17 protein-coding genes are annotated in these 19,869 nt (G+C 67.1%); 15 read left to right on the forward strand and 2 right to left on the reverse strand.

The genetic code is table 11. The annotated features are described in order from the left end of the window. Positions 1-31: 31 nt before the first annotated feature. From V5F78_RS06930 to V5F78_RS06995, 14 genes are all read left to right on the forward strand, one after another. Complete coding sequence (locus tag V5F78_RS06930) at positions 32-1,204, forward strand: peptidoglycan DD-metalloendopeptidase family protein (protein WP_394069401.1); 1,173 nt, start codon at positions 32-34, stop codon at positions 1,202-1,204. Positions 1,205-1,335: 131 nt separating this feature from the next. Beyond that, complete coding sequence (gene nagZ / locus V5F78_RS06935) at positions 1,336-2,349, forward strand: beta-N-acetylhexosaminidase (protein WP_394069403.1); 1,014 nt, start codon at positions 1,336-1,338, stop codon at positions 2,347-2,349. Between the two features lie 4 nt (positions 2,350-2,353). Further along, positions 2,354-3,160, forward strand: a complete 807-nt coding sequence (locus V5F78_RS06940; protein ID WP_394069405.1) for a segregation and condensation protein A — start codon at positions 2,354-2,356, stop codon at positions 3,158-3,160. Then, positions 3,157-3,876 carry an SMC-Scp complex subunit ScpB gene (gene scpB, locus V5F78_RS06945; protein WP_394069407.1) on the forward strand — a complete coding sequence of 240 codons (720 nt, stop codon included), beginning with the start codon at positions 3,157-3,159 and terminating at the stop codon, positions 3,874-3,876. Before V5F78_RS06940 ends, scpB begins: the two co-directional genes overlap by 4 nt. Next, entirely contained in the window at positions 3,873-4,964 is a 1,092-nt protein-coding gene (locus V5F78_RS06950) for an ABC transporter ATP-binding protein (protein WP_394069409.1), read from the forward strand. Before scpB ends, V5F78_RS06950 begins: the two co-directional genes overlap by 4 nt. A 173-nt stretch (positions 4,965-5,137) precedes the next feature. Further along, positions 5,138-5,368 (forward strand): twin-arginine translocase TatA/TatE family subunit, encoded by a 231-nt coding sequence (locus V5F78_RS06955; protein ID WP_394069411.1) that lies wholly within the window; start codon positions 5,138-5,140, stop codon positions 5,366-5,368. Positions 5,369-5,423: 55 nt separating this feature from the next. Continuing rightward, complete coding sequence (tatB, locus tag V5F78_RS06960) at positions 5,424-6,035, forward strand: Sec-independent protein translocase protein TatB (protein WP_394069413.1); 612 nt, start codon at positions 5,424-5,426, stop codon at positions 6,033-6,035. Continuing rightward, positions 6,032-6,832: a twin-arginine translocase subunit TatC gene (gene tatC / locus V5F78_RS06965; RefSeq protein ID WP_394069415.1), complete on the forward strand. Its 801-nt coding sequence runs from the start codon at positions 6,032-6,034 to the stop codon at positions 6,830-6,832. The genes tatB and tatC overlap by 4 nt, the downstream gene beginning before the upstream one ends. Positions 6,833-6,935: 103 nt before the next feature. Continuing rightward, positions 6,936-8,384, forward strand: a complete 1,449-nt coding sequence (serS, locus tag V5F78_RS06970) for a serine--tRNA ligase (protein WP_394069417.1) — start codon at positions 6,936-6,938, stop codon at positions 8,382-8,384. 303 nt (positions 8,385-8,687) lie between these two features. Next, positions 8,688-9,455: a 5'/3'-nucleotidase SurE gene (gene surE / locus V5F78_RS06975; protein ID WP_394069419.1), complete on the forward strand. Its 768-nt coding sequence runs from the start codon at positions 8,688-8,690 to the stop codon at positions 9,453-9,455. Between the two features lie 82 nt (positions 9,456-9,537). Continuing rightward, positions 9,538-9,867 (forward strand): hypothetical protein, encoded by a 330-nt coding sequence (locus V5F78_RS06980; RefSeq protein ID WP_394069421.1) that lies wholly within the window; start codon positions 9,538-9,540, stop codon positions 9,865-9,867. Between the two features lie 136 nt (positions 9,868-10,003). Next, the gene (locus V5F78_RS06985) at positions 10,004-10,306 is read left to right on the forward strand and encodes an FAD assembly factor SdhE (RefSeq protein ID WP_394069423.1); all 303 of its coding nucleotides are present in this window, start codon (positions 10,004-10,006) and stop codon (positions 10,304-10,306) included. A 99-nt stretch (positions 10,307-10,405) separates the two neighbouring features. After that, on the forward strand, positions 10,406-13,918 hold the full coding sequence (gene mfd, locus V5F78_RS06990; RefSeq protein ID WP_394069425.1) for a transcription-repair coupling factor: 3,513 nt from the start codon (positions 10,406-10,408) through the stop codon (positions 13,916-13,918). Between the two features lie 348 nt (positions 13,919-14,266). Further along, on the forward strand, positions 14,267-15,907 hold the full coding sequence (locus V5F78_RS06995) for an EAL domain-containing protein (protein WP_394069427.1): 1,641 nt from the start codon (positions 14,267-14,269) through the stop codon (positions 15,905-15,907). Between the two features lie 73 nt (positions 15,908-15,980). Here V5F78_RS06995 and V5F78_RS07000 read toward each other — a convergent pair whose 3' ends face one another. Then, the gene (locus V5F78_RS07000; RefSeq protein ID WP_394069429.1) at positions 15,981-16,430 is read right to left on the reverse strand and encodes a hypothetical protein; all 450 of its coding nucleotides are present in this window, start codon (positions 16,428-16,430) and stop codon (positions 15,981-15,983) included. 262 nt (positions 16,431-16,692) lie between these two features. Here V5F78_RS07000 and greA point away from each other — a divergent pair, with 262 nt between their 5' ends. Beyond that, positions 16,693-17,172, forward strand: coding sequence for a transcription elongation factor GreA (gene greA, locus V5F78_RS07005; RefSeq protein ID WP_394069431.1), 480 nt, complete (start codon positions 16,693-16,695; stop codon positions 17,170-17,172). 775 nt (positions 17,173-17,947) lie between these two features. Here greA and V5F78_RS07010 read toward each other — a convergent pair. After that, complete coding sequence (locus tag V5F78_RS07010) at positions 17,948-19,732, reverse strand: extracellular solute-binding protein (protein ID WP_394069433.1); 1,785 nt, start codon at positions 19,730-19,732, stop codon at positions 17,948-17,950. Positions 19,733-19,869: the final 137 nt, after the last annotated feature.

The following is a 19,869-nucleotide window of genomic DNA, read 5'->3' on the forward strand; positions in this document are numbered from 1 at the left end:
CCGCATGTTCGTTGCGTGCGAGTTCGGTCACATGCTTTCTTCCCGCGAAACCTTGGGACAAAACGTCTTGGCGCGGCTCGCCATGGTCGGGCTCGTCTCCGGTGCGCTCGCCGGGTGCAGCTCGGATTCGGCGCGCTTCTCCGCTCCCGGGCCTATGGCAAGCCAGGGCTCGCCGGAGGTGACGGGTTCGCTCGGCGCCGCGCCGACGGGCCGGGTCGATTCCGGTCCCATCGCCTCGGCGCCCTTGGCTCCGGCCGGTCCGCCGGTCGCCTATGCCGCGCCCCCGCCGCCGCCCTCGGGTGGCCAGCCCCTGTACGGTGCCCCCAATTACGGCGCCGCAACCTATGCCTCCGCCCCGCCGGCGCCGGCGCCGACCCATACGGCGGCGCGTGGCGCCAGCCATGTGGTGACCTCCGGCGAAACGCTGACCTCGGTGGCGCAGAGCTATGGCATGACCCGCGCCCATCTCGCGCAGGTCAACGGCATCTCCCCGGACGCGCAGCTGAAGATCGGCCAGACGCTCGTGGTGCCGCCCGGCACCGCCGGCAATCTGGCGCAGATTCGCCCCGCGCCGGCGGCCGCCAAGCCGAGCGTCGTCGCGGTGGCCCCGCCGCCGCCCGCCCCTCCGCCGGCCGCGCCCAAGACCGTGGTTGCCGCCAAGCCCGCGACCGCGCCCTCAGCGCCGACCTCCACCGTCACCGCTGCGTCCCCGTCCGCCGCCGCTCCGGCCAAGGTGGCGTCCGCCGGCCCGGCGAAGGTGGAGACCGCCGCCAAGGTGACGCCGGCGGATGATGCCGATGAATCCACCCGCGCTCCCGGTTCCGGTCCCCAGTTCCGCGCCCCGGTGCGCGGCCGGGTGATCTCCGGCTTTGGTCCCAAGCCGGGCGGCGCCCGCAACGATGGCGTCAATTTCGCGGTGCCCGAAGGCACCGGCGTGCGCGCCGCCGAGGATGGCACCGTGGCCTATGCCGGCAATGAGCTGAAGGGCTATGGCAATCTCGTGCTCATCAAGCATGCGGACGGCTATGTCACCGCTTATGCCCATAACAGCGAGCTGCTGGTGAAGCGTGGCGACACCGTGCGGCGCGGCCAGATTGTCGCCAAGGCCGGCCAGAGCGGCGGCGTCTCCACGCCCCAGCTTCACTTCGAAATCCGCAAGGGCTCCCAGCCCGTGGACCCGAGCCAATATGTGGCGGGCCTCTGAGCCAGGGCCGTCCGACGCTGTTCCTCCAAGAACCACCTTAAGGCCGGGCATCGTCCCGGCCTTTTTTCGTCGATGCGGCCCGGGGCGAGCCGTACCTTGACGCGCGCAAAATGCCCCGATAGGCCGATCCCATGACCGCGAATGCTTTCATCGTCGGGCTCGCCGGCCCCCGCCTGCTGCCGCAGGAGCGTGACTTCCTGCGGGCACGCGCGCCCTGGGGCCTCATTTTGTTCGCGCGTAATGTGGAGACGCCCGACCAGGTGCGGCTGCTGGTGGCCGAGGCGCGCGATGCGCTCGGCTGGCACGCGCCGGTGCTGATCGACCAGGAAGGCGGGCGGGTGCAGCGCCTGCGCCCGCCGCATTGGCCCGAATATCCGCCGGCCGAAGTGTTCGGCGTGCTCTATGGCCGCAGCCGCGAGGCGGGGTTGGAAGCCGTGCGCCTCAATTCCCGGCTGATCGCCGCCGATCTTTCCGACCTCGGCATTGATGTGGATTGCCTGCCGGTGGCGGACCTGCGCCTGCCGGAAGGCCACGGCATCATCGGCAATCGCGCCTACGGCGAGACGCCCGAGCAGGTGGCGACGCTGGCCCGCGCCGCCGCGGGCGGCCTGCTGGATGGCGGCGTGCTACCGGTGGTGAAGCATATTCCCGGACACGGCCGCGCCCGCGTCGACAGCCACGAGCGGCTGCCGGTGGTGGACACTGACCGTGCCGAGCTGGAACGCACGGATTTCGCCGCTTTCCGCCCGCTCGCCCATCTGCCGCTCGCCATGACCGCCCATGTGGTCTATGCGGCGCTGGATGCCAGGCGGCCCGCCACCACCTCGCCCGTGGTGATGGAAGAGATCATCCGCGGCTTCATCGGCTTTTCCGGGCTCGTGATGAGCGATGACCTGTCCATGGGCGCGCTTTCGGGAAGCGTGGGGCAGCGCGCCGCCGCCTCCATCGCCGCAGGGTGTGACATGCTCCTGCATTGCAACGGCAAGCTGGAAGAAATGGAGCAGGTGGCCGAGAATGCCCCGCCGCTCGCCGGCCTCGCCGCCGAGCGGGCGGACCGGGCGCTGGCGCTGCGCGTCGTGTCCGACCGGTTCGACGCGATGGAAGCGCGGCTTCGGCTTGCCAGTCTATTGGGAGTATCCAGATAAGGCCATGTCCACCGCCTCCGACACCCCCGAATTTGCCGAGGACATTCCCGCCTCGGCTGGGGATGGCGCTTTCGTGGTGGACATCGACGGTTTCGAAGGCCCGCTGGACCTTCTGCTCGCCTTGGCGCGCACCCAGAAGGTGGATTTGACGCGGCTGTCCATCCTGGCGCTGGCGGACCAATATCTCGCCTTCATCGACGCCGCCCGCAAGGTGCGGCTGGAGCTGGCTGCCGACTATCTCGTCATGGCGGCGTGGCTTGCCTATCTCAAGTCGCGCCTGCTGCTGCCGCTGCCGCCGCAGGAGGATGGCCCGACCGCCGAGGAGATGGCCGCCGCCTTCGCCCGGCGCCTGCGGCATCTGGAGCGCATCCGGCAGGCGGCGGCGCGGCTGATGGCCCGCGAGCGGCTCGGGCGGGACGTGTTTCCGCGCCTTGTGCCGGAGCGCCCGCGCGGCGCCGATCAGCCGGTGACTTATACGGCGACGCTGTACGATCTGCTTTCCGCCTATGCCGCCCAGCGGCAGAAGCAGGCGCTCTCCTATGTCACGCTGAAGACCCGCGCGGTCTGGTCGCTGGCCGAGGCGCGGGCGCGGCTGGAGCGCCTGCTCGGCGGGGTTGCCGGCGATTGGATGCGTCTCGACCACTTCCTGCTAGACTATCTCACCACGCCCGAGCAGCGGGCGACGGCGCTGGCCTCCAGCTTTTCGGCCAGCCTGGAGATGGTGAAGGACGGGACATTGGACATTCGCCAGGACGCGCCCTTCGCCCCGCTCTGGCTGCGCAACCGGGCGGCGGAGGAGGGCGGGGCATGAACCGCGCCGCGCCGCGCGTCGATCTGTTCGACGCCCGTCCCGAGGACGAGCGGGCGCTGGCGCTCGCGCGCGACCTGCGGATCATCGAGGCGCTGCTGTTCACCTCCGCCATGCCGCTGGACGCCAACGCGCTGCGCCTGCATCTGCCGGCGGACGCGGACATTCCAGCGCTCATGGACGCGCTGACCGCCGATTATGCCCGCCACGGCGTGAATGTGGTGAAGGTGGCCGGCGGCTGGATGCTGCGCACCGCGCCGGACCTCGCCCCGGTCGTCGCAGCCGGCGCCCCGGAGCCGCGCAAGCTCTCGCGCGCGGCCATCGAGGTGCTCGCCATCATCGCCTACCACCAGCCGGTGACGCGGGCGGAAATCGAGGAGATCCGTGGCGTTTCCACCTCCAAAGGCACGCTGGACGTGCTGCTGGAAAGCGGCTGGGTGCGCCTGCGCGGTCGCCGCAAGGCGCCGGGTCGCCCCGTGACATATGGAACCACGCCCACCTTTCTGGTCCATTTCGGCCTCGACGGCGTGCAGGATCTGCCTGGCCTGGACGAGCTGAAGGGCGCGGGACTGCTGGATGGGCGCATACCCTCCGGCTTCTCCATTCCGCTGCCGTCCGATGATGACGCGCTGCGCGAGGACGAAGATCCGCTGGAGGCCGACCCTCTCGACTTCGCCCTTGCACCGCCGCCGCAGCCGGGCGACGAGGACGAGGAATGAATATCGAGACCAAGACCGTGCGCCAGCGAACCCCCGCCGCAATCGCCAAGGGCCTGAGCTTCGAGGATGTGCGCCTGTCCTATGGCGAGGTGGAGGCCGTGCGCGGCATCACCTTGCATGTGCGGCCCGGCGAGGTGCTGTGCCTGCTCGGCAATTCGGGCTGCGGCAAGACCTCGCTGCTGCGCCTCGCGGCGGGCATCGAGCGGCCGGACAGCGGGCGCATCAGTGTCGATACCATCGAGATGGCGGGGCCGTCCGCTTTCGTGCCGGCGGAGCGGCGCGGCATCGGCCTGGTGTTCCAGGATTATGCGCTGTTTCCGCACCTCACCAATTTGCAGAACGTGATGTTCGGCCTTTCGGGCCTGCGCAAGGCGGAAGCCGAGGGGGAGGCGCTGCGCGCGCTCGCCCGGGTCGATCTGGAGCGCTATGCGGGCGCCTATCCCCATGAATTGTCGGGCGGTCAGCAGCAGCGCGTGGCCCTGGCGCGGGCGCTTGCGCCGCGACCCGGTATCCTGCTGCTGGACGAGCCCTTTTCCGGCCTCGACCGGCGCCTGCGCGACCAGGTGCGGGCCGACACGCTGGCGGTGCTGCGCGACGCGCGCGCCACCTGCATCATCGTCACCCACGATCCCGAGGAGGCGATGCGCCTGTCGGATCGCATCGCGTTGCTGCGCAATGGCGAGCTGGTGCAGGTGGGGCCGCCGGAGGAATTGTATCGCGCGCCCCGCGACCTTGGGGCGGCGCGCTTCTTCTGCGAATTGAACGAGATGGACGCGATGGTGCAGGGCGGATGGGTGAACAGCCCGCTCGGCAGCTTTCCCGCGCCGCGCGGCACGGCGGACGGCGCGGCCGTGCTCGCCGTGCGGCCGCAGGGCATCTCGCTCACCGCCAATCCGTGTGGGATTCGCGGCCGGGTGGTGGAGCGGCGGTTCCTCGGCGAGCTTGATCTCGTCGAAGTGATGGTGGCGGGGCGCGACCGGCCCGTGGTGGCGCGGCTGCGCGCGCCGCCCGGCGCAATGCCCGGACGGGACGTGGGCGTCATGGTGGACCCGTCCGAAGTCCTTGTTTTCGCCGCTTCCGGGGGATAACGCTGGATTTTGGGCGCGCAGGCCGGGCGGATGCCGCAAGGTGAATGCAACGACGCTTCCGAGCGGGAAAAGTCGTTCAACTTTGTCGGGACATGCTCTAGAGTCGGTGGCATGAGAGCGGCGCTAAGCCGCGCGATCGGCGCCATGCGCGCGACGTTTTTGGAGGAAGTGGTATGGGTTCGTTGAGCATCTGGCACTGGATCATCGTGCTGGCCGTGGTGCTCCTCCTGTTCGGTCGCGGCAAGATCTCCGACCTGATGGGCGACGTGGCCAAGGGCATCAAGTCCTTCAAGAAGGGCCTGGCTGAGGATGATGCGCCCGCGCCGGCCGCCGCGCCGGAGGCGCCGCGCCCGATTCCGCACCAGGCATCGGCTGCACCCGAGGCAGAGAAGAAGGCCGTCTGAGGCTTCAATCGGGCGCTAGAGGAGGCCGCGGCTGAGCCGCAGGCATTGAGCCGTCATGTTCGACATCGGCTGGTCTGAGCTCATGTTGATCGGCGTTGTCGCGCTGATCGTCATCGGGCCCAAGGAATTGCCATCGGTTCTGCGCACCGTGGGGCGCACGGTCACCAAGCTGCGCCGCATGGCGGGCGAGTTCCAGGGGCAATTCCAAGATGCCCTTAGGGAAGCGGACCTGTCGGATATGCGCAGCGAGATCGGCAATATCGCCGAGAGCGCGAAATCCTCTTTCCCCGGTTCGGACGTGTTCGACCCGCTGCGCAGCATCCGCGAGGAGATTCGCTCCACCGTGGAGGGCGTCGCCAAGCCCGCCGCGCCGGTCGATGCGCCGGCGGTGGAGGTGCCCGCTGTGGACGTACCGGCGGTGACCAAGACCCTCTCGCCCCACGAGGCCGCCGCCATGAGCGCCGCGGCTGCGATCACCGCCGCGACGGCGCAGATCGCTCTGCCCGCGCAGGCCGCGCCCACCGTCGCCGTTTCCAGCGAGCCCCTTGTGCCGTTACCGCCCCCCGCCGCAGAGCCTGACCTTCTCGCGCCCCCGGCCGAGGCCGTTGCGCTGCCCGCGCCGTCTTCGGAGACGGACGACGCGCGGACAGAAGGGCCCCGGGCATGACCACGGACGAAATCGACGCCTCGAAGGCGCCGCTCATCGAGCATCTGGTCGAGCTGCGGGCGCGTCTCATCAAATCGGTGATCGCGTTCCTGATCGCCTTCTTCGTCTGCTTCATGCTGGCGAAGCAGATCTACAACATCCTTCTGTGGCCCTATGAATTTGCGTCCGGCTTTTCGTCGGGCGTGAAGCTCATCTATACCGCGCCGCAGGAATTTCTGTTTACCCAGATCAAGCTCGGCATGTTCGGGGCGGCGTTCATCTCGTTTCCGGTGGTGGCGACGCAGATCTACATGTTCGTGGCGCCGGGCCTGTACAAGCACGAGAAGAATGCGTTCGTCCCCTATCTGATCGCGACGCCCATCTGCTTCATGATTGGCGCGGCGTTCGTCTATTTCGTCGCCATGCCGTTGGCCATGACCTACTTCCTGGGCATGCAGCAGGTGGGCGGCGACGGGCGGGCGGAAATCTCGCTGCTGCCGAAGGTGAGCGAATATCTCTCGCTCATCACCACGCTGATTCTCGCGTTCGGCATCTGCTTCCAGCTGCCGGTGGTCCTCACCTTGCTGGCGCAGGTGGGCGTGGTCACGGCCGAGATGCTCACCAAGGCGCGGCGCTATGCCATCGTCGGCGTGTTCATCCTGGCCGCCGTGCTCACGCCGCCGGATGTCATCAGCCAGCTGTCTCTTGCGATCCCGACGCTGCTTCTCTACGAGATTTCGGTCTATCTGGTGCGCATCGTCGAGAAGCGGCGGAACGCGGCGGAAGCGGCCCGCGAGGCTGCCGAAGCCGCGGACTGAGGCTCCCAAGGGGCGCATCCCACACTGTTCGGCGAGGGATGAAGCCTCACCGTCCCGAGGGGGCGGCGCGGCCCCGTCGCCTTTTCGCGGCGGAGCCGGTTTCATGCACGATATCAAATGGATCCGCGAGCAGCCCGAAGGCCTCGTCACGGCCCTGACGCGCCGCCGCGTCGATAGGGCGGAGGCGACCGCCCTGCGCGACAAGCTCCTTACGCTCGACGGGCAGCGCCGCGCCACGCTCACCACGCTGGAGGGCCTGCTCGCCCGCCGCAATGCCGCGTCCAAGGAAATCGGCCAGGCCAAGGCGGCGAAGGATGAGGCCCGCGCCGCCGCCCTCATGGAGGAAGTCGGCCGGCTGAAGGTGGATATTCCCGCCCTGGAGCAGGAGGCCAAAGCGCTCGACGCCGCGCTCACCACCGAGCTTGCCGCCATCCCCAATGTCCCGCTGGACAGCGTGCCCGACGGCGCGGACGAGCACGACAATGTGGAGAAGAGCGTCTCCGGCACCAAGCCGATTTATGATTTCGCGGCGAAACAGCATTTCGAGGTGGGCGAAGGCCTCGGGATGATGGATTTCGACACGGCGGCGAAGCTTTCGGGCGCGCGCTTCGTGGTCAACAAGGGTCCGCTGGCGCGGATGGAGCGGGCGCTCGGCCAGTTCTTCCTGGACGTGCACACGGAAGAGCACGGCTATACGGAAGTAAACCCGCCGCTGCTGGTGCGGGACGAGGCCATGTTCGGCACGGCGCAATTGCCGAAATTTGAGGATGATCAGTTTAAAGCACACCGCACACTTTCAAAGGAAGACATCGCCGCCGCTGAAGAAAAATTTTTGTTCGACTTGGGCAGTGGTAAGATAAAGACGGCACAACAGGCCGACGCAGAGATTTTTCTTCCGTACCTTGATCGTGTGGAGGAAGATCGAGCGAAACTCTGGCTCATCCCCACCGCCGAAGTCCCGCTAACGAACCTCGTCCGCGAATCCATCCTCTCGGAAGAAGAACTGCCCCTGCGCCTCACCGCCTGCACGCCGTGCTTCCGGGCCGAGGCGGGGTCGGCGGGGCGCGATACGCGCGGCATGATCCGCCAGCACCAGTTCACCAAGGTGGAATTGGTCTCCATCACCGCGCCGGAAAAATCGCTGGAGGAGCATGAGCGCATGCTCGCCTGCGCCGAGGCGGTGCTGAAGAAGCTGGACCTGCATTATCGCGTGGTGACGCTCTGCACCGGCGACATGGGCTTCGCCTCGCAGAAGACCTATGACATCGAGGTGTGGCTGCCGGGGCAGGGGATGTATCGCGAGATTTCCTCCTGCTCGGTGTGCGGCGATTTCCAGGCCCGCCGCATGGAGGCGCGCTATCGCCCGAAGGATGCGAGCGGAAAGCCCGGCGCGCCGCGCTTCGTCCACACGCTGAACGGGTCGGGCGTCGCGGTCGGCCGCGCGCTGGTGGCGGTGCTGGAGAATTACCAGCAGGAGAACGGTGCGGTCGCCGTGCCGGAGGCGCTCGCGCCTTATATGGGCGGGCTGAAGGTGATCGAGAAATTGAAATAGGGGCGGCGCGGGCGTTCGTTCGGAAGCGGCGGCGGCCGGAACCAGGGACCGGTCGTCATCCCCGGGCTTGTCCCGGGGACCCACGCGTCGCCGATTGCGCTGATCTCACCTGCCGATATCCGGCGGCGCCGCGCGGATGGCCGGGACGCGCCCGGCCATGACACCCTGTGCCTTCGTCGCCTTTCCGAGCGGTCTTCGCCCGCGTTGCAGCGGCCGCCCACTCCGGGTAAGCAGCGCTCTTCGGGCGCCGCCCGTCATTCCACGCGACCGGCACCGGCCGGTCGGACACGAGGACCCGTTCCCATGCGCATCCTGGTCACCAATGACGATGGCATCCACGCGCCTGGGCTCGACGCATGCGCGCGCATTGCCCGCGCCCTGTCGGACGACGTGTGGGTGGTGGCGCCGGAGACCGACCAGTCGGGCGTTGCCCATTCGCTCTCGCTCAGCGATCCGCTGCGCCTGCGGCAAGTAGAAGAACAGCGCTTCGCGGTGAAGGGCACGCCGACAGATTGCGTCATCATGGCCGTGCGCCACCTCATGGAAGGCAAGGCGCCGGATCTCGTACTCTCGGGCGTCAATCGCGGGCAGAACATCGCCGAGGACGTGAGCTATTCCGGCACGGTCGCGGGCGCCATCGAGGGGACCATCCTCGGCATTCCCTCCATCGCCTTGTCGCAGGCGTTCGGCCCGGCGACGCGCGCCAATCCGTCCTACGACACCGCCGAGGCCCATGCGCCGGAGGTGATCCGCACCTTGCTGAAGGAAGGCATCCCCGCCGGCATCCTGGTGAATGTGAATTTCCCCGATCGTCCGCCGCAGGACGTGCAGGGGATCGCCGTGACTGCCCAGGGCCGGCGCGACCAGAATCTCATGCGCATCGAGGCGCGCCAGGATGGGCGCGGCAATGCCTATTATTGGATCGGCTTCGAGCGCCGCGTCTTCGGCACCGTGCCGGGCTCGGACTTGCGCGCGCTCGACGAAGGCCGCATCTCCGTCACCCCGCTGCGGCTCGACATGACCGACGAACCCTTCATGACCCGGCTCGCCCAGGTGTTTGAGGAAAAGTAACGGTAAAATAGCTTCAGCTTCACTATAAAGGGCATCGTGCGCCGTCTAATCTTCGACGTGGAATCACCCGAGGGGGAGTCGAATGCGCGCGAAATGGATTGTGGCAACACTGGCGGTTGCCGGCATGTTGAATGGGGTCTGCGCCTCGGCCTATGCCATGGCGCCGCCGCCGCCGGTGCCGGTGGAGCCCGTGCATCTGGCGGGGAAGACCGGCGTTGGCATCACGACGCTGGGCGGTATCGCCCTCGGCATGGGCTTCGCTTTGCCAACGTCCATGATCCTGACCGCCGGCTATGTGGCCGTGACGCAGCATCGGGAACTGACTCAGAAAGAGGCGACCGAGACCTTCTTCGGCACGCTCATCCCGCCGCTTGGCCTCTATTATCTCGGCCGCGACCTCTCGAAGAAATAGCCGCCGCGCGGGGTCTGGCCGGGCACTGGCCAGCGCGCTTCAAAAGCGACTATAAGCATCGGCACGGACGGGCGCCAAAGGGGCCCGGCCGCGCTTTGCTGTTGCACGCGCGGGATCGCGCGGGAGGATGCCAATCGTGACGGGAACCGAGAAATCGAGCGCAGGGCTGGACGTCCGCCGCAGGCGCATCCTGTTCCGGGCCTGGCATCGCGGCACGCGCGAAATGGACCTGCTGATGGGTCGCTTCGCCGATGCCGAGATCGAGAGCCTCACCGAGGACGAGGTGAGCGCGTTCGAAATCCTCATCGAGGTGGAAGACCCCGACCTGATTTCCTGGATCGGCGGCAATGTGCCGGTGCCGCCCGACCATGACACCGAGATATTTCGTCGGCTCAAGGGCTTTCATCTGTCCGGCCGTGGCGTCCCGCGCGGTCTCTAGCGCCGGTCGTATTCCTCCCCTTTCCCTTCGAGATGCCGGACCCCTAGGGGTCCGCAGGACGGGCGCCGGTTCGCCCGCCCGCGCAATTGGAACCGATCCGTGAAGCGTCCCCGTCCCCTTGCCGAAGACATCGCCCCCGGCGCGCCGCTGACCCTCTCGCGCGTGCCGGACGGGCTGGAAGGTCTGATCGTCGCCGATCTCGCCCGCTCGCTTGCCGCCAAGAAGGATGCGCCCTGGCCGAGCCTTGTCGTGCTGTGCCGGGACGGCCAGCGCATGGCGGCGCTGGAGCGGGGATTGGCCTTTTATGCGCCCGAGCTGGAGGTGCTGACCTTCCCCTCCTGGGATTGCCTGCCCTATGACCGCGCCTCGCCCAACGGCGCCATCGTGGCGCGGCGCATGTCCACGCTGGCGCGGCTCGCGCGCGTGCGCGGCGGGGAGGCGAGCGTCCTGCTCACCACGGTGAATGCGAGCGTGCAGCGCGTGCCGGCGAAGGAGGTGCTGGCCGCCCAATCGCTCGCCGCCAAGCCCGGCAATGCCATGGCGTTGGAAGGCATCGTGGAATGGGCGGAGCGCAACGGCTATCTGCGCACGCCCACTGTGCGCGACACCGGCGAATATGCCGTGCGCGGCGGTTTGATCGACCTGTTCCCGCCGGGATTGGTGCAGCCCATCCGCCTGGATTTCTTCGGCGACACGCTGGAAAGCATCCGCGCCTTCGATCCGGAAACGCAGCGCACCTCCGGCCAGATGTCGTCGCTGGAACTGGTGCCCATGGCCGAGTTCCAGCTCACCAGCGACACCATGCGCCGCTTCCGCATGGCCTATCTCGCGGAATTCGGCGCCAACACCAAGGGCGACACGCTCTATGAGGCGGTCAGCGAAGGCCGCCGCCATGCCGGCATGGAACATTGGCTGCCGCTGTTCCATGAGGGGCTGGATACGCTGTTCGACTATCTCGAAGGCGTGCCGCTGGTGGTGGATCCGCTCACCGAGGAAGCGGCGGGCGAGCGCATCGGCCAGATCGAGGAATATTACGCCGCCCGCAAGGAAGCGCTGGCGCTCGCCGGCGGTGGCGCGGTCTACAAGCCTTTGCCGCCGCACCGGCTGTATCTCTCCGGCAAGGAATGGAGCGACCGGCTCGCATCCTCGGCTTTGGTGCGCATCTCCTCCTTCGCGACGCCGGAGACATCCCGCGGGAAGGTGATCGACATCGGCGGCGTGCAGGGCCGCTCGTTCGCGGCGGAGCGGGCCGACCCGGAGGTGAATGTGTTCGACCTCGCGGTGGAGCACGTGCGCACGCTGCAGAAGACCAAGAAGGTGATTCTCGCCGGCTGGTCGGAAGGCTCGCGCGAGCGTCTCGGCACCGTGCTCGCCGACCATGGGCTGAAGGACACCACGGCGATCTCCCGCTTCGCCCTGCTGGACGCCCTGCCGAAGACCAAGGCGGCGCTCGCGGTCTATGGGCTGGAGGTGGGGTTCGAGACGCCCGACTTCGCCATCATCGGCGAACAGGACATTCTTGGCGATCGCCTCGTGCGGCCGAAGCGCAAGGCGCGGCGCGCGCAGGACGTATTGTCCGAGCTGAACGCGCTCACCGCCGGCGACCTCGTGGTGCATGTGGATCACGGCATCGGCCGCTTCATCGGGCTCAAGGCCATCGAGGCCATGGGCGCCCCGCACGATTGCCTGGAGATCCACTATGCCGGCGGCGACAAGCTGTTCCTGCCGGTGGAGAATCTCGAACTCCTGACGCGCTACGGCTCGGAGGACACCGAGGCTCAGCTCGACAAATTGGGCGGCGGCGGTTGGCAGACGCGCAAGGCGCGGATGAAGAAGCGCATCCGCGAAATGGCGGGCGAGCTCATCAAGATCGCCGCCGCGCGCCAGCTCTCCGAAGCCCCGCGCCTCGTCCCGGCGGCCGGGCTCTATGACGAATTCCGCGCCCGCTTCCCCTATGAGGAGACCGACGACCAGCAGGCGGCCATCGAGTCGGTGCTGGACGATCTCGGCTCCGGCCATCCCATGGATCGCCTCGTGTGCGGCGACGTGGGCTTCGGCAAGACGGAAGTGGCGCTGCGCGCCGCCTTCGCGGTGGCGCTTTCCGGCAAGCAGGTGGCGGTGGTGGTGCCGACCACGCTGCTCGCGCGCCAGCATTTCCGCACCTTCACCGAGCGGTTCAAGGGCCTGCCGGTGAACATCGCCCAGGCTTCACGGCTCGTGACCGGCAAGGACCTCACGGCGGTGAAGGCGGGGCTCGCGGACGGGCAGGTGGACATCGTCGTCGGCACCCATGCCCTGCTCGGCAAGGGCATCCATTTCCGCGATCTCGGCCTCGTCATTGTGGACGAGGAGCAGCATTTCGGCGTCGCCCACAAGGAGCGGCTGAAGGCGCTGCGGGCGGAGGTGCACGTCCTCACCCTGACCGCGACGCCCATTCCCCGCACGCTGCAACTGGCCATGACCGGTGTGCGCGAACTCTCCCTCATCGCCACTCCGCCGGTGGATCGCCTCGCGGTGCGCACCTTCATCACCCCGTTCGACCCGCTCACCATCCGCGAAGCCTTGCTGCGCGAGCGCTATCGCGGCGGCCAGAGCTTCTATGTGGTGCCGCGCATCGACGATCTCGCCGAAGTGCGCGAGTTCCTGGAAAAGCAGGTGCCGGAACTGAAGGTGGCGGTGGCCAACGGCCAGATGGCGGCAACCGCGCTGGAAGACATCATGTCCGCCTTCTACGATGGGCAATATGACGTGCTGCTCTCCACCACCATCGTGGAAAGCGGGCTCGACGTGCCGAACGCCAACACGCTGATCGTCCATCGCGCCGACATGTTCGGCCTCGCCCAGCTCTATCAGCTGCGCGGACGCGTGGGCCGGGCGAAGGCGCGCGCCTATGCGCTGTTCACCACGCCCGCCTCAAAGCCCATGACCACCCAGGCCGAGCGGCGGCTGAAAGTGTTGCAATCGCTGGAGACGCTCGGCGCCGGCTTCCAGCTCGCGAGCCACGACCTGGACATCCGCGGCGCCGGCAATCTCTTGGGCGACGAGCAGTCCGGCCATATCAAGGAAGTCGGCTACGAGCTGTATCAGGAGATGCTACAGGAGGCGATCGCCCACCTGAAGGCCGGCATCACCGAGATCGCCGCCGACAAATGGTCGCCCAACATCACCATCGGCATGCCGGTGCTGATCCCGGAAGATTACGTCACCGATTTGCACGTGCGGCTCGCGCTCTATCGCCGGCTCGCGGACATCGAGACCGAGGCGGAGTTGGATTCCTTCGGGGCCGAGCTGGTGGACCGCTTCGGCCCGGCGCCGGAGGAGGTGACGCACCTCATCCGACTCACCCAGATCAAGGCGCTCGCGCGCCGCGCCAATGTGGGGAAGGTGGATGCCGGCCCCAAGGGCGTGGTGCTGGCGTTCCGCGACAACCAGTTCGCCGACCCCGCCGGCCTCGTGCAGATGATCAATGCCGAGGGGCCGCAGGCCAAGGTGCGGCCGGACTTCAAGGTGGTGTTCCTGCGCGAATGGCCCACAGCCGAGGCGCGGCTGAAGGGCACGCTCTCCGTGCTCAAGAAGCTTGCGGCCCTCACGGAAAAACGCAGGGTTGTCTGACTGCGATAAGACCTATTATCTATATGTATCGCCGCGCGATCATTCCGCCTGGGGCAGAAGGCGCACGGGCGGAGTGAGAGGGGGAGGTCCATTCGTGCAGGTCGGCCCCGGAAGAGCTCGGGCCGGCAAGACGGGCTGAACGACACGCAGCCACGACAACGGCCTTTTCGTGCCAGGCGGCACATCTTTCGCACAAGGGCGGCGGAAGGTAAGTTGGCTGAGGGTTGGCTTGTCGCGTCGCGTGACGGTGTTCAGATGCCCTGTTGACGCGGCAGTGCTCGTGGTTAGGTTGTGTTCTGGAAAACTTCCTGTGACACACGGCGTTCGCAAACGTGCGGCTGCGGGGTATTGAGTTGGTTCCGCCCGGAGGATGAGAAGTTCCGTTTTTTGCGGGTCTTTCTCTTCGTGTTCTGTGATTTCGCGTTCAACTCTTCGCATCTAACAAAGAATACGAAAGCCGGTGTTATGTTTCCCACAACGAAGAGGGCTGAAGCGAGTCTGATTATTGTATTTATCGGCGTGATTTCGTTCTTTTTTCTGTTGTCTTGTTTTATTGATTACCGCGCCACGCGATCCGATGCATTGTTGAATGCGCGCAACCAGACAAGCGGGATTGTATCGTGGTTCGATCGCAACCTGAATCTGACCGCGCAGGCCATGCGCTCCGTGGCGGAGGAGACTCGCTCGGATTGCCGCCAGAGCCAGATTGCCACCATCGTCGGTCGCCTCCTGCGCACCGTGTCGGTGAAGGGCATCGAGGTGCGGTCGGAAGAACAGGTCCTGTGCCGTTGGGTTCCCCCTGTGGACACTGCGGTGGGCGAAAGCCTGTGCCCGCCCCAGCGTGGCGAGAGTGTCATCGTCAAAGTGCGGGCGCGCGGCGAGAACGGCCTGACGGCGACGGCGCTCGTGGATACCCAATGCCTGCTGACGCCCTTCCTCCTGTCCCAGGCCGATTCACTCATGACGCTGCACGTCGCGGCGGGGGTGCCGGCCGGTGACGGGCCGGTGCAACCGGCGATGGACCTGCCGCCGACGCCCTGGTGGGCCCCGCAGGCCGTGGTTTCCGATACATCCGCCCGCTGGGCGCTGACCGTCGGCGCGAGCCTGCCGGAACTCACGCTCGCCGAGCGCTGGGCCGCGCGCCTGCCGTTGCATATCGCTATTTTCGTGGCTCTGGGCGCCGTGTTCTGGGTGGGGCCGCTTTCCATGATGCGGCGCCGCCTGTCCATCGCGGGGCAAGTGCGGGCCGCACTGCGCCGCAGCGAATTCTATCTGATGTATCTGCCCACGGTGCAGATCGAAACCGGCGCGTGGATAGGCGTCGAGGCCCTGCTGCGCTGGCGCCACGCCCAATTCGGGATTCTTCAGCCCTCCGCCTTCATCCCCTGGATCGAGAAAAGCCCGCTCGCGCACGACACGACCGAATGGGTGATGCGGCAGGCCTCCACCGACCTGCAGCGCCTGCGCAGCCTGAACGACGATATCTATGTGGGGATCAACGTGCCCCCGAGCCAACTCGCGGACCCGCGCCTGGTGGAGGCGGCGGCATCGGCCTTCGGCGGGGAAGACCTGTGCCTCAGCCGGGTGATGTTTGAACTGACGGAGCGCGAAATGGTCGATTACGCGCTGCCGGTCGTGCAAGAGGTGGTGAAAAGCCTGCGCAGTTTGGGCGCACAGATCGCTTTGGACGATTTCGGCGTCGGCTATTCCAATATCGGCTGCCTGCGCTCCATACGAGTGGATGTGATCAAGGTCGACAAATCCTTCACCCATGATCTGGAGACACTCGGCAACGAGTCCAATATTGTGGACGTCGTGGTAAGGCTCGCGCGGGACTTTGGCGTCAAGGTCATCGCCGAGGGTGTGGAGACCGAAAGCCAGCTAGAATCCCTGCGGAACACCGGTGTTCAAGTGGCCCAGGGCTTCCTGTTTTCCAAGCCGCTGGAAGTGGACGCGGTGCTCGTGCACCTGCGTGCCCAGGCGGCCTGATCGGCGCCTGGGTCGCATGCCTTTGGTTCGCGGCGCGGCTTTAGCCTGAGCCCGCCTTAGGGATTGCGCCCGCTCAATTGCTGGACGGCGTGGTCGCCGTGCCGGGAATGGTCCCGCTGGTGCTGGACGGCGGGGGCGCCGCCGCACTCGGGGCTGTCGTGGTTGTGGCGGGTGCAACGGGGGCTGTGGTCGCCGTGCCGCTCGGTGCCGCCGGGGCGGGCGCGGGGGCGGGCGCCTTCGCGTTGCTCGTGGTGGTCGTGTGCTTCTTGGTCTTGGTGCTCGATGAATGGGTGGTGTGCTTTTTCACCTTGGTGTTCTGGGGAATGCCCAGCACTCCCTTGACACCGCCCACCACGCCTCCGGTCACGCCACCCACGGCGCCGCCCACGGCTGCGCCCACTGGACCGGCGGCATTGTTACCAACTGCCGCGCCTTCCTGGGCGCCGCGCACAACGCCCTGCGCGGCCACGGGGCCGGTGAGGGCAGCAAGGCCGACGAAGGCCAATACGATGCTCGTCTTCATGGGATGGTTCTCCTTCTGAAAGAGAACGCGCCGCCGCTGCCGCGGTTCCGCTGGGGCCGGTTGAGCGGGCCGGTTCTCCTGCTGCGGCCGACCAAGGGGCGCGCGCGGGCGGGGCGGGGCACAGCGCCGGTCGGCGCGCCCTTGGGGAAAGCAGGTCTCGGCGTGCCGCAGGGGGATGGAACGCCCTGCTTTGCTGACTATATGAAACCAACGCTCCCTTTTTCCGCGCCCGTGCGGCGCCCAGCCCTGAAACCTTGGTGCGATGTCTGTTGCCTTCACCCGCGAGAACGATCTTGAAGCCACGGCCGCCGATCTGCCGGACCGCCCCATTTCGCCCCATCCCAATCTGGTGACGGTTGAGGGGCTGGCGGCGCTGGACGCGGCCCTGGCGGACGCACGGGCGGCCTATGGCGCGGCCCAGGCGCAGGGCGAGGTTCAGGCGGACCGCACCGCCATGGCGCGGGCGACGCGAGACCTGCGCTATTTCACGGCCCGCCGCGCCACTGCCCGGCTGGTGGAGCCGGAGCCCGGCGCGGAAACGCTTCAGTTCGGCATGCGCGTGACCTTCGAGCGCGCGGACGGCCGCCGCCAGACCTATCGCATCGTCGGCGAGGACGAGGCGGACCCGGCGCATGGGTCGGTGTCCTACGTCTCCCCGCTCGCCCGTGCGCTCATGGGCAAGGCCGTGGGCGATGTGGCACAGGTCGCCGGCGCCGAGGTGGAAGTGGTGGAGATTGGCTGAGGGGTCGGGTGCCGGTGGGCAGGCGACGCACGACGGTGTCGATCATGCCCCGCCCGCCTTTATTTCGATCCCCGCCCCAGTGAAGATCCACGCCCCAGTGAAGGGGCGACCTCATTCTGAATGTCGGTGTTCGCGTCATGGATGTTTCGATCCACGCCCCCGTGAGGGGGCGACGACCGGCTCCTACAGTCAGCCGGCCGCTCGGCTGTTTCGATCCACACCCCCGTGAGGGGGTGACGCGAGCCACCAGGTGCAGCTCACCATCTGCGTCAAGTTTCGATCCACACCCCGTGAGGGGGTGACGATGAAGATCGGCGTTCTTCGGATGGTCTTCCAGGTTTCGATCCACACCCCCGTGAGGGGGTGACGCGCGCTATATCCAGCGGCTTTCGGATACGAACCAGTTTCGATCCACACCCCCGTGAGGGGGTGACCAAGGCCACGGCCAGCTCGGAACATGCCGGCCTGGTTTCGATCCACACCCCCGTGAGGGGGTGACTCAGATCTTTCACGCTGGCGAAAATGCCTGCGTCGTTTCGATCCACACCCCCGTGAGGGGGTGACGGCCTAATGTGTAAGATGCTGAAGTCACGCACAAGTTTGGTACCGTTCCGCGAACCTTGGCCGGCAAGGCCGGCAGGCCCAGGAGGCGGGCCGTCGGGCGTGGTCTTGGGGCAATGAAATCAAGCGGTTGGCGACGGCGCGATCTGCCGGGGAAAACGATGCGCGCTTGGGGTTCGCGCCAGTCTTCCGGCGGTGGCCGCCGTGCGCCGCTTCATTGTGGCGTATGCCACCAGGTTTCCGGCAAGGTCCCATAAAGCGAGGGCTGGCTCGGCAGGTGGATCGAGGTCCAGCGGGCGAGCCATTGGCCGGGCGCGTGGAACAGCGGCACCCCATAGGCGCCGGAAATCAGCACCCGATCCAGCGCCCGCGAGGCCGCCACGAGATCCGCCCGGCTGTTGGCGGCAATCATCGCCGCGATCAGCGTATCGGCGGCGGCGCTCTTCATGCCCATGTAATTGCGCGTGCCCGGCTGGTCTGCGGCCGCGGAACCGAAATAGAAGGCTTGCTCATTGCCGGGTGAGAGAGATTGGCCCCACACGAAGGGCACCATGTCGAAATCATAGGAATTGCGCCGCGCATCGAACTGCACCGCATCGACGATCCGCACATTGGCCGTGATGCCGGCGCGCGCCAATTGGCTGGCGAAGGCGAGGCATAGGCGCTCCTGCTCGCGGGTCGTGACCATGATTTCGAAGCGGAGCGGCTCGCCGGTATCGACACGGCGCAGCTTCGTGTCCTTCAGCTGCCAGCCGGCCTCGGCGAACAGGTCGAGCGCCGCCTTCAGCCGCAGCCGGTCGCGCCCGCTCCCGTCGGCGGCGGGCGGCGCATAGGTGCCCTCCAGCACGTCCGCGCGCACCGCCCCGGGAAAGGCGGCGAGCATGGCCCGCTCGGCGGCGCCCGCCTTGCGCCCGATGGCGGAAAGCTCCGAGCCGTCGAAGAAGCCGGCGGTGCGGGTATAGAGGCCGTGGTAAAAATTGCGGTCGAGCCAGGCGAAATCGAACAGCTCGATGATCGCCCGGCGCACCCGCACGTCGGCGAACACCGGACGGCGCGTGTTGAACACCAGGGCATAATGCGGCTTTGGTAACCCGGTAGGAATCACCTCCCGGATGACCTCGCCTGCGCGGGCGGCGGGAAAATCATAGCCGGTTTCCCACCGCCCCGGATCGCTCTCGAAGCGGGCATCGACCAGATGACGTTTAAAAGCTTCGAATTCGCTGTTTTGTTCGCGGAAATAGTCGAATCGAAGCTGCGAGAAGTTGTTGAATCCGCGATTCGTCGGCAGGTCGCGGCCCCAATAGGACGGGTCCTTGGCCAAGGTCACGCTCGCGCCCGGCTCGACCGCCTCCACCTTATAAGGACCCGATCCGAGCGGGGGCTTGAGGCTGGTTTCCCCGAATTTTTCCGGGTCGGTCGCATGCCGCGCGAACACCGGCATCAGCCCCATGATGAGTGGCAACTCTTTGTCGGGGTTTATAAAATCGAACCGTACCACCCGCTCGCCCAAGACCTCGGCACGGGCGATCTTGCCATAATAGAGCCGATGGTTGGGCCGCCCCTTCTCGCGCAGCAGCTGGAAGGAAAACACCACGTCGTCGGCCGTCACCGGCGTCCCGTCGGAGAATTTGGCGCGAGGGTCCAGGGTGAAGGTGACAAAGGAGCGCTGGGGGTCCGTCTCCACCTGCTGCGCCAACTGAGCATAGAGGGTGAAGGGCTCGTCGTAGCCCCGCGCCATCAGGCTTTCCACCACGTTGCCGCGGATGAAGGGAGTTGACGACCCCTTTATAATGAAGGGGTTAAGGCTATCGAACGTGCCAGGGAGCGAGAGCGTGAGCCGCCCGCCCTGGGGCGCGGCGGGATTGGCATAGGCGAAATGATCGAACCCCGGCGGGTAAGCCGGCTCCCCATGCATCGCAATGGCATGCGCCGGCTGGGCGCGGGCAGGCCCGAGCCCAAAAGTGAGCAGTGCGAGGAGGATAGCGGCAGCCTGTCGCATGGGTGGGTGTTTATCATCTCCAGCGGCGACGCTGTCGTGTGACAGCCGCAATGTTGAGCAAGGTATCACATCCGCACACGGAAGCGGTTCCCCGTCACCGTGTTGCCTCAATTGACACCGACAGAGCCGAGGTTAAG

Source organism: Roseixanthobacter glucoisosaccharinicivorans (assembly GCF_043195095.2).
Classification (GTDB): Bacteria; Pseudomonadota; Alphaproteobacteria; order Rhizobiales; family Xanthobacteraceae; genus NCEH01.

What these genes read in the sequence shown, in the direction of transcription:
- scpB (WP_394069407.1), top strand. Translation starts at nt 3,157, where the DNA reads ATGAACCGCGCCGCGCCGCGCGTCGATCTGTTCGACGCCCGTCCCGAG.
- serS (WP_394069417.1), top strand. Translation starts at nt 6,936, where the DNA reads ATGCACGATATCAAATGGATCCGCGAGCAGCCCGAAGGCCTCGTCACG.
- tatC (WP_394069415.1), top strand. Translation starts at nt 6,032, where the DNA reads ATGACCACGGACGAAATCGACGCCTCGAAGGCGCCGCTCATCGAGCAT.
- V5F78_RS07010 (WP_394069433.1), bottom strand. Translation starts at nt 19,732, where the DNA reads ATGCGACAGGCTGCCGCTATCCTCCTCGCACTGCTCACTTTTGGGCTC.
- surE (WP_394069419.1), top strand. Translation starts at nt 8,688, where the DNA reads ATGCGCATCCTGGTCACCAATGACGATGGCATCCACGCGCCTGGGCTC.
- V5F78_RS06950 (WP_394069409.1), top strand. Translation starts at nt 3,873, where the DNA reads ATGAATATCGAGACCAAGACCGTGCGCCAGCGAACCCCCGCCGCAATC.
- V5F78_RS06980 (WP_394069421.1), top strand. Translation starts at nt 9,538, where the DNA reads ATGCGCGCGAAATGGATTGTGGCAACACTGGCGGTTGCCGGCATGTTG.
- tatB (WP_394069413.1), top strand. Translation starts at nt 5,424, where the DNA reads ATGTTCGACATCGGCTGGTCTGAGCTCATGTTGATCGGCGTTGTCGCG.
- V5F78_RS06930 (WP_394069401.1), top strand. Translation starts at nt 32, where the DNA reads ATGCTTTCTTCCCGCGAAACCTTGGGACAAAACGTCTTGGCGCGGCTC.
- V5F78_RS06940 (WP_394069405.1), top strand. Translation starts at nt 2,354, where the DNA reads ATGTCCACCGCCTCCGACACCCCCGAATTTGCCGAGGACATTCCCGCC.
- V5F78_RS06955 (WP_394069411.1), top strand. Translation starts at nt 5,138, where the DNA reads ATGGGTTCGTTGAGCATCTGGCACTGGATCATCGTGCTGGCCGTGGTG.
- V5F78_RS07000 (WP_394069429.1), bottom strand. Translation starts at nt 16,430, where the DNA reads ATGAAGACGAGCATCGTATTGGCCTTCGTCGGCCTTGCTGCCCTCACC.
- greA (WP_394069431.1), top strand. Translation starts at nt 16,693, where the DNA reads ATGTCTGTTGCCTTCACCCGCGAGAACGATCTTGAAGCCACGGCCGCC.
- nagZ (WP_394069403.1), top strand. Translation starts at nt 1,336, where the DNA reads ATGACCGCGAATGCTTTCATCGTCGGGCTCGCCGGCCCCCGCCTGCTG.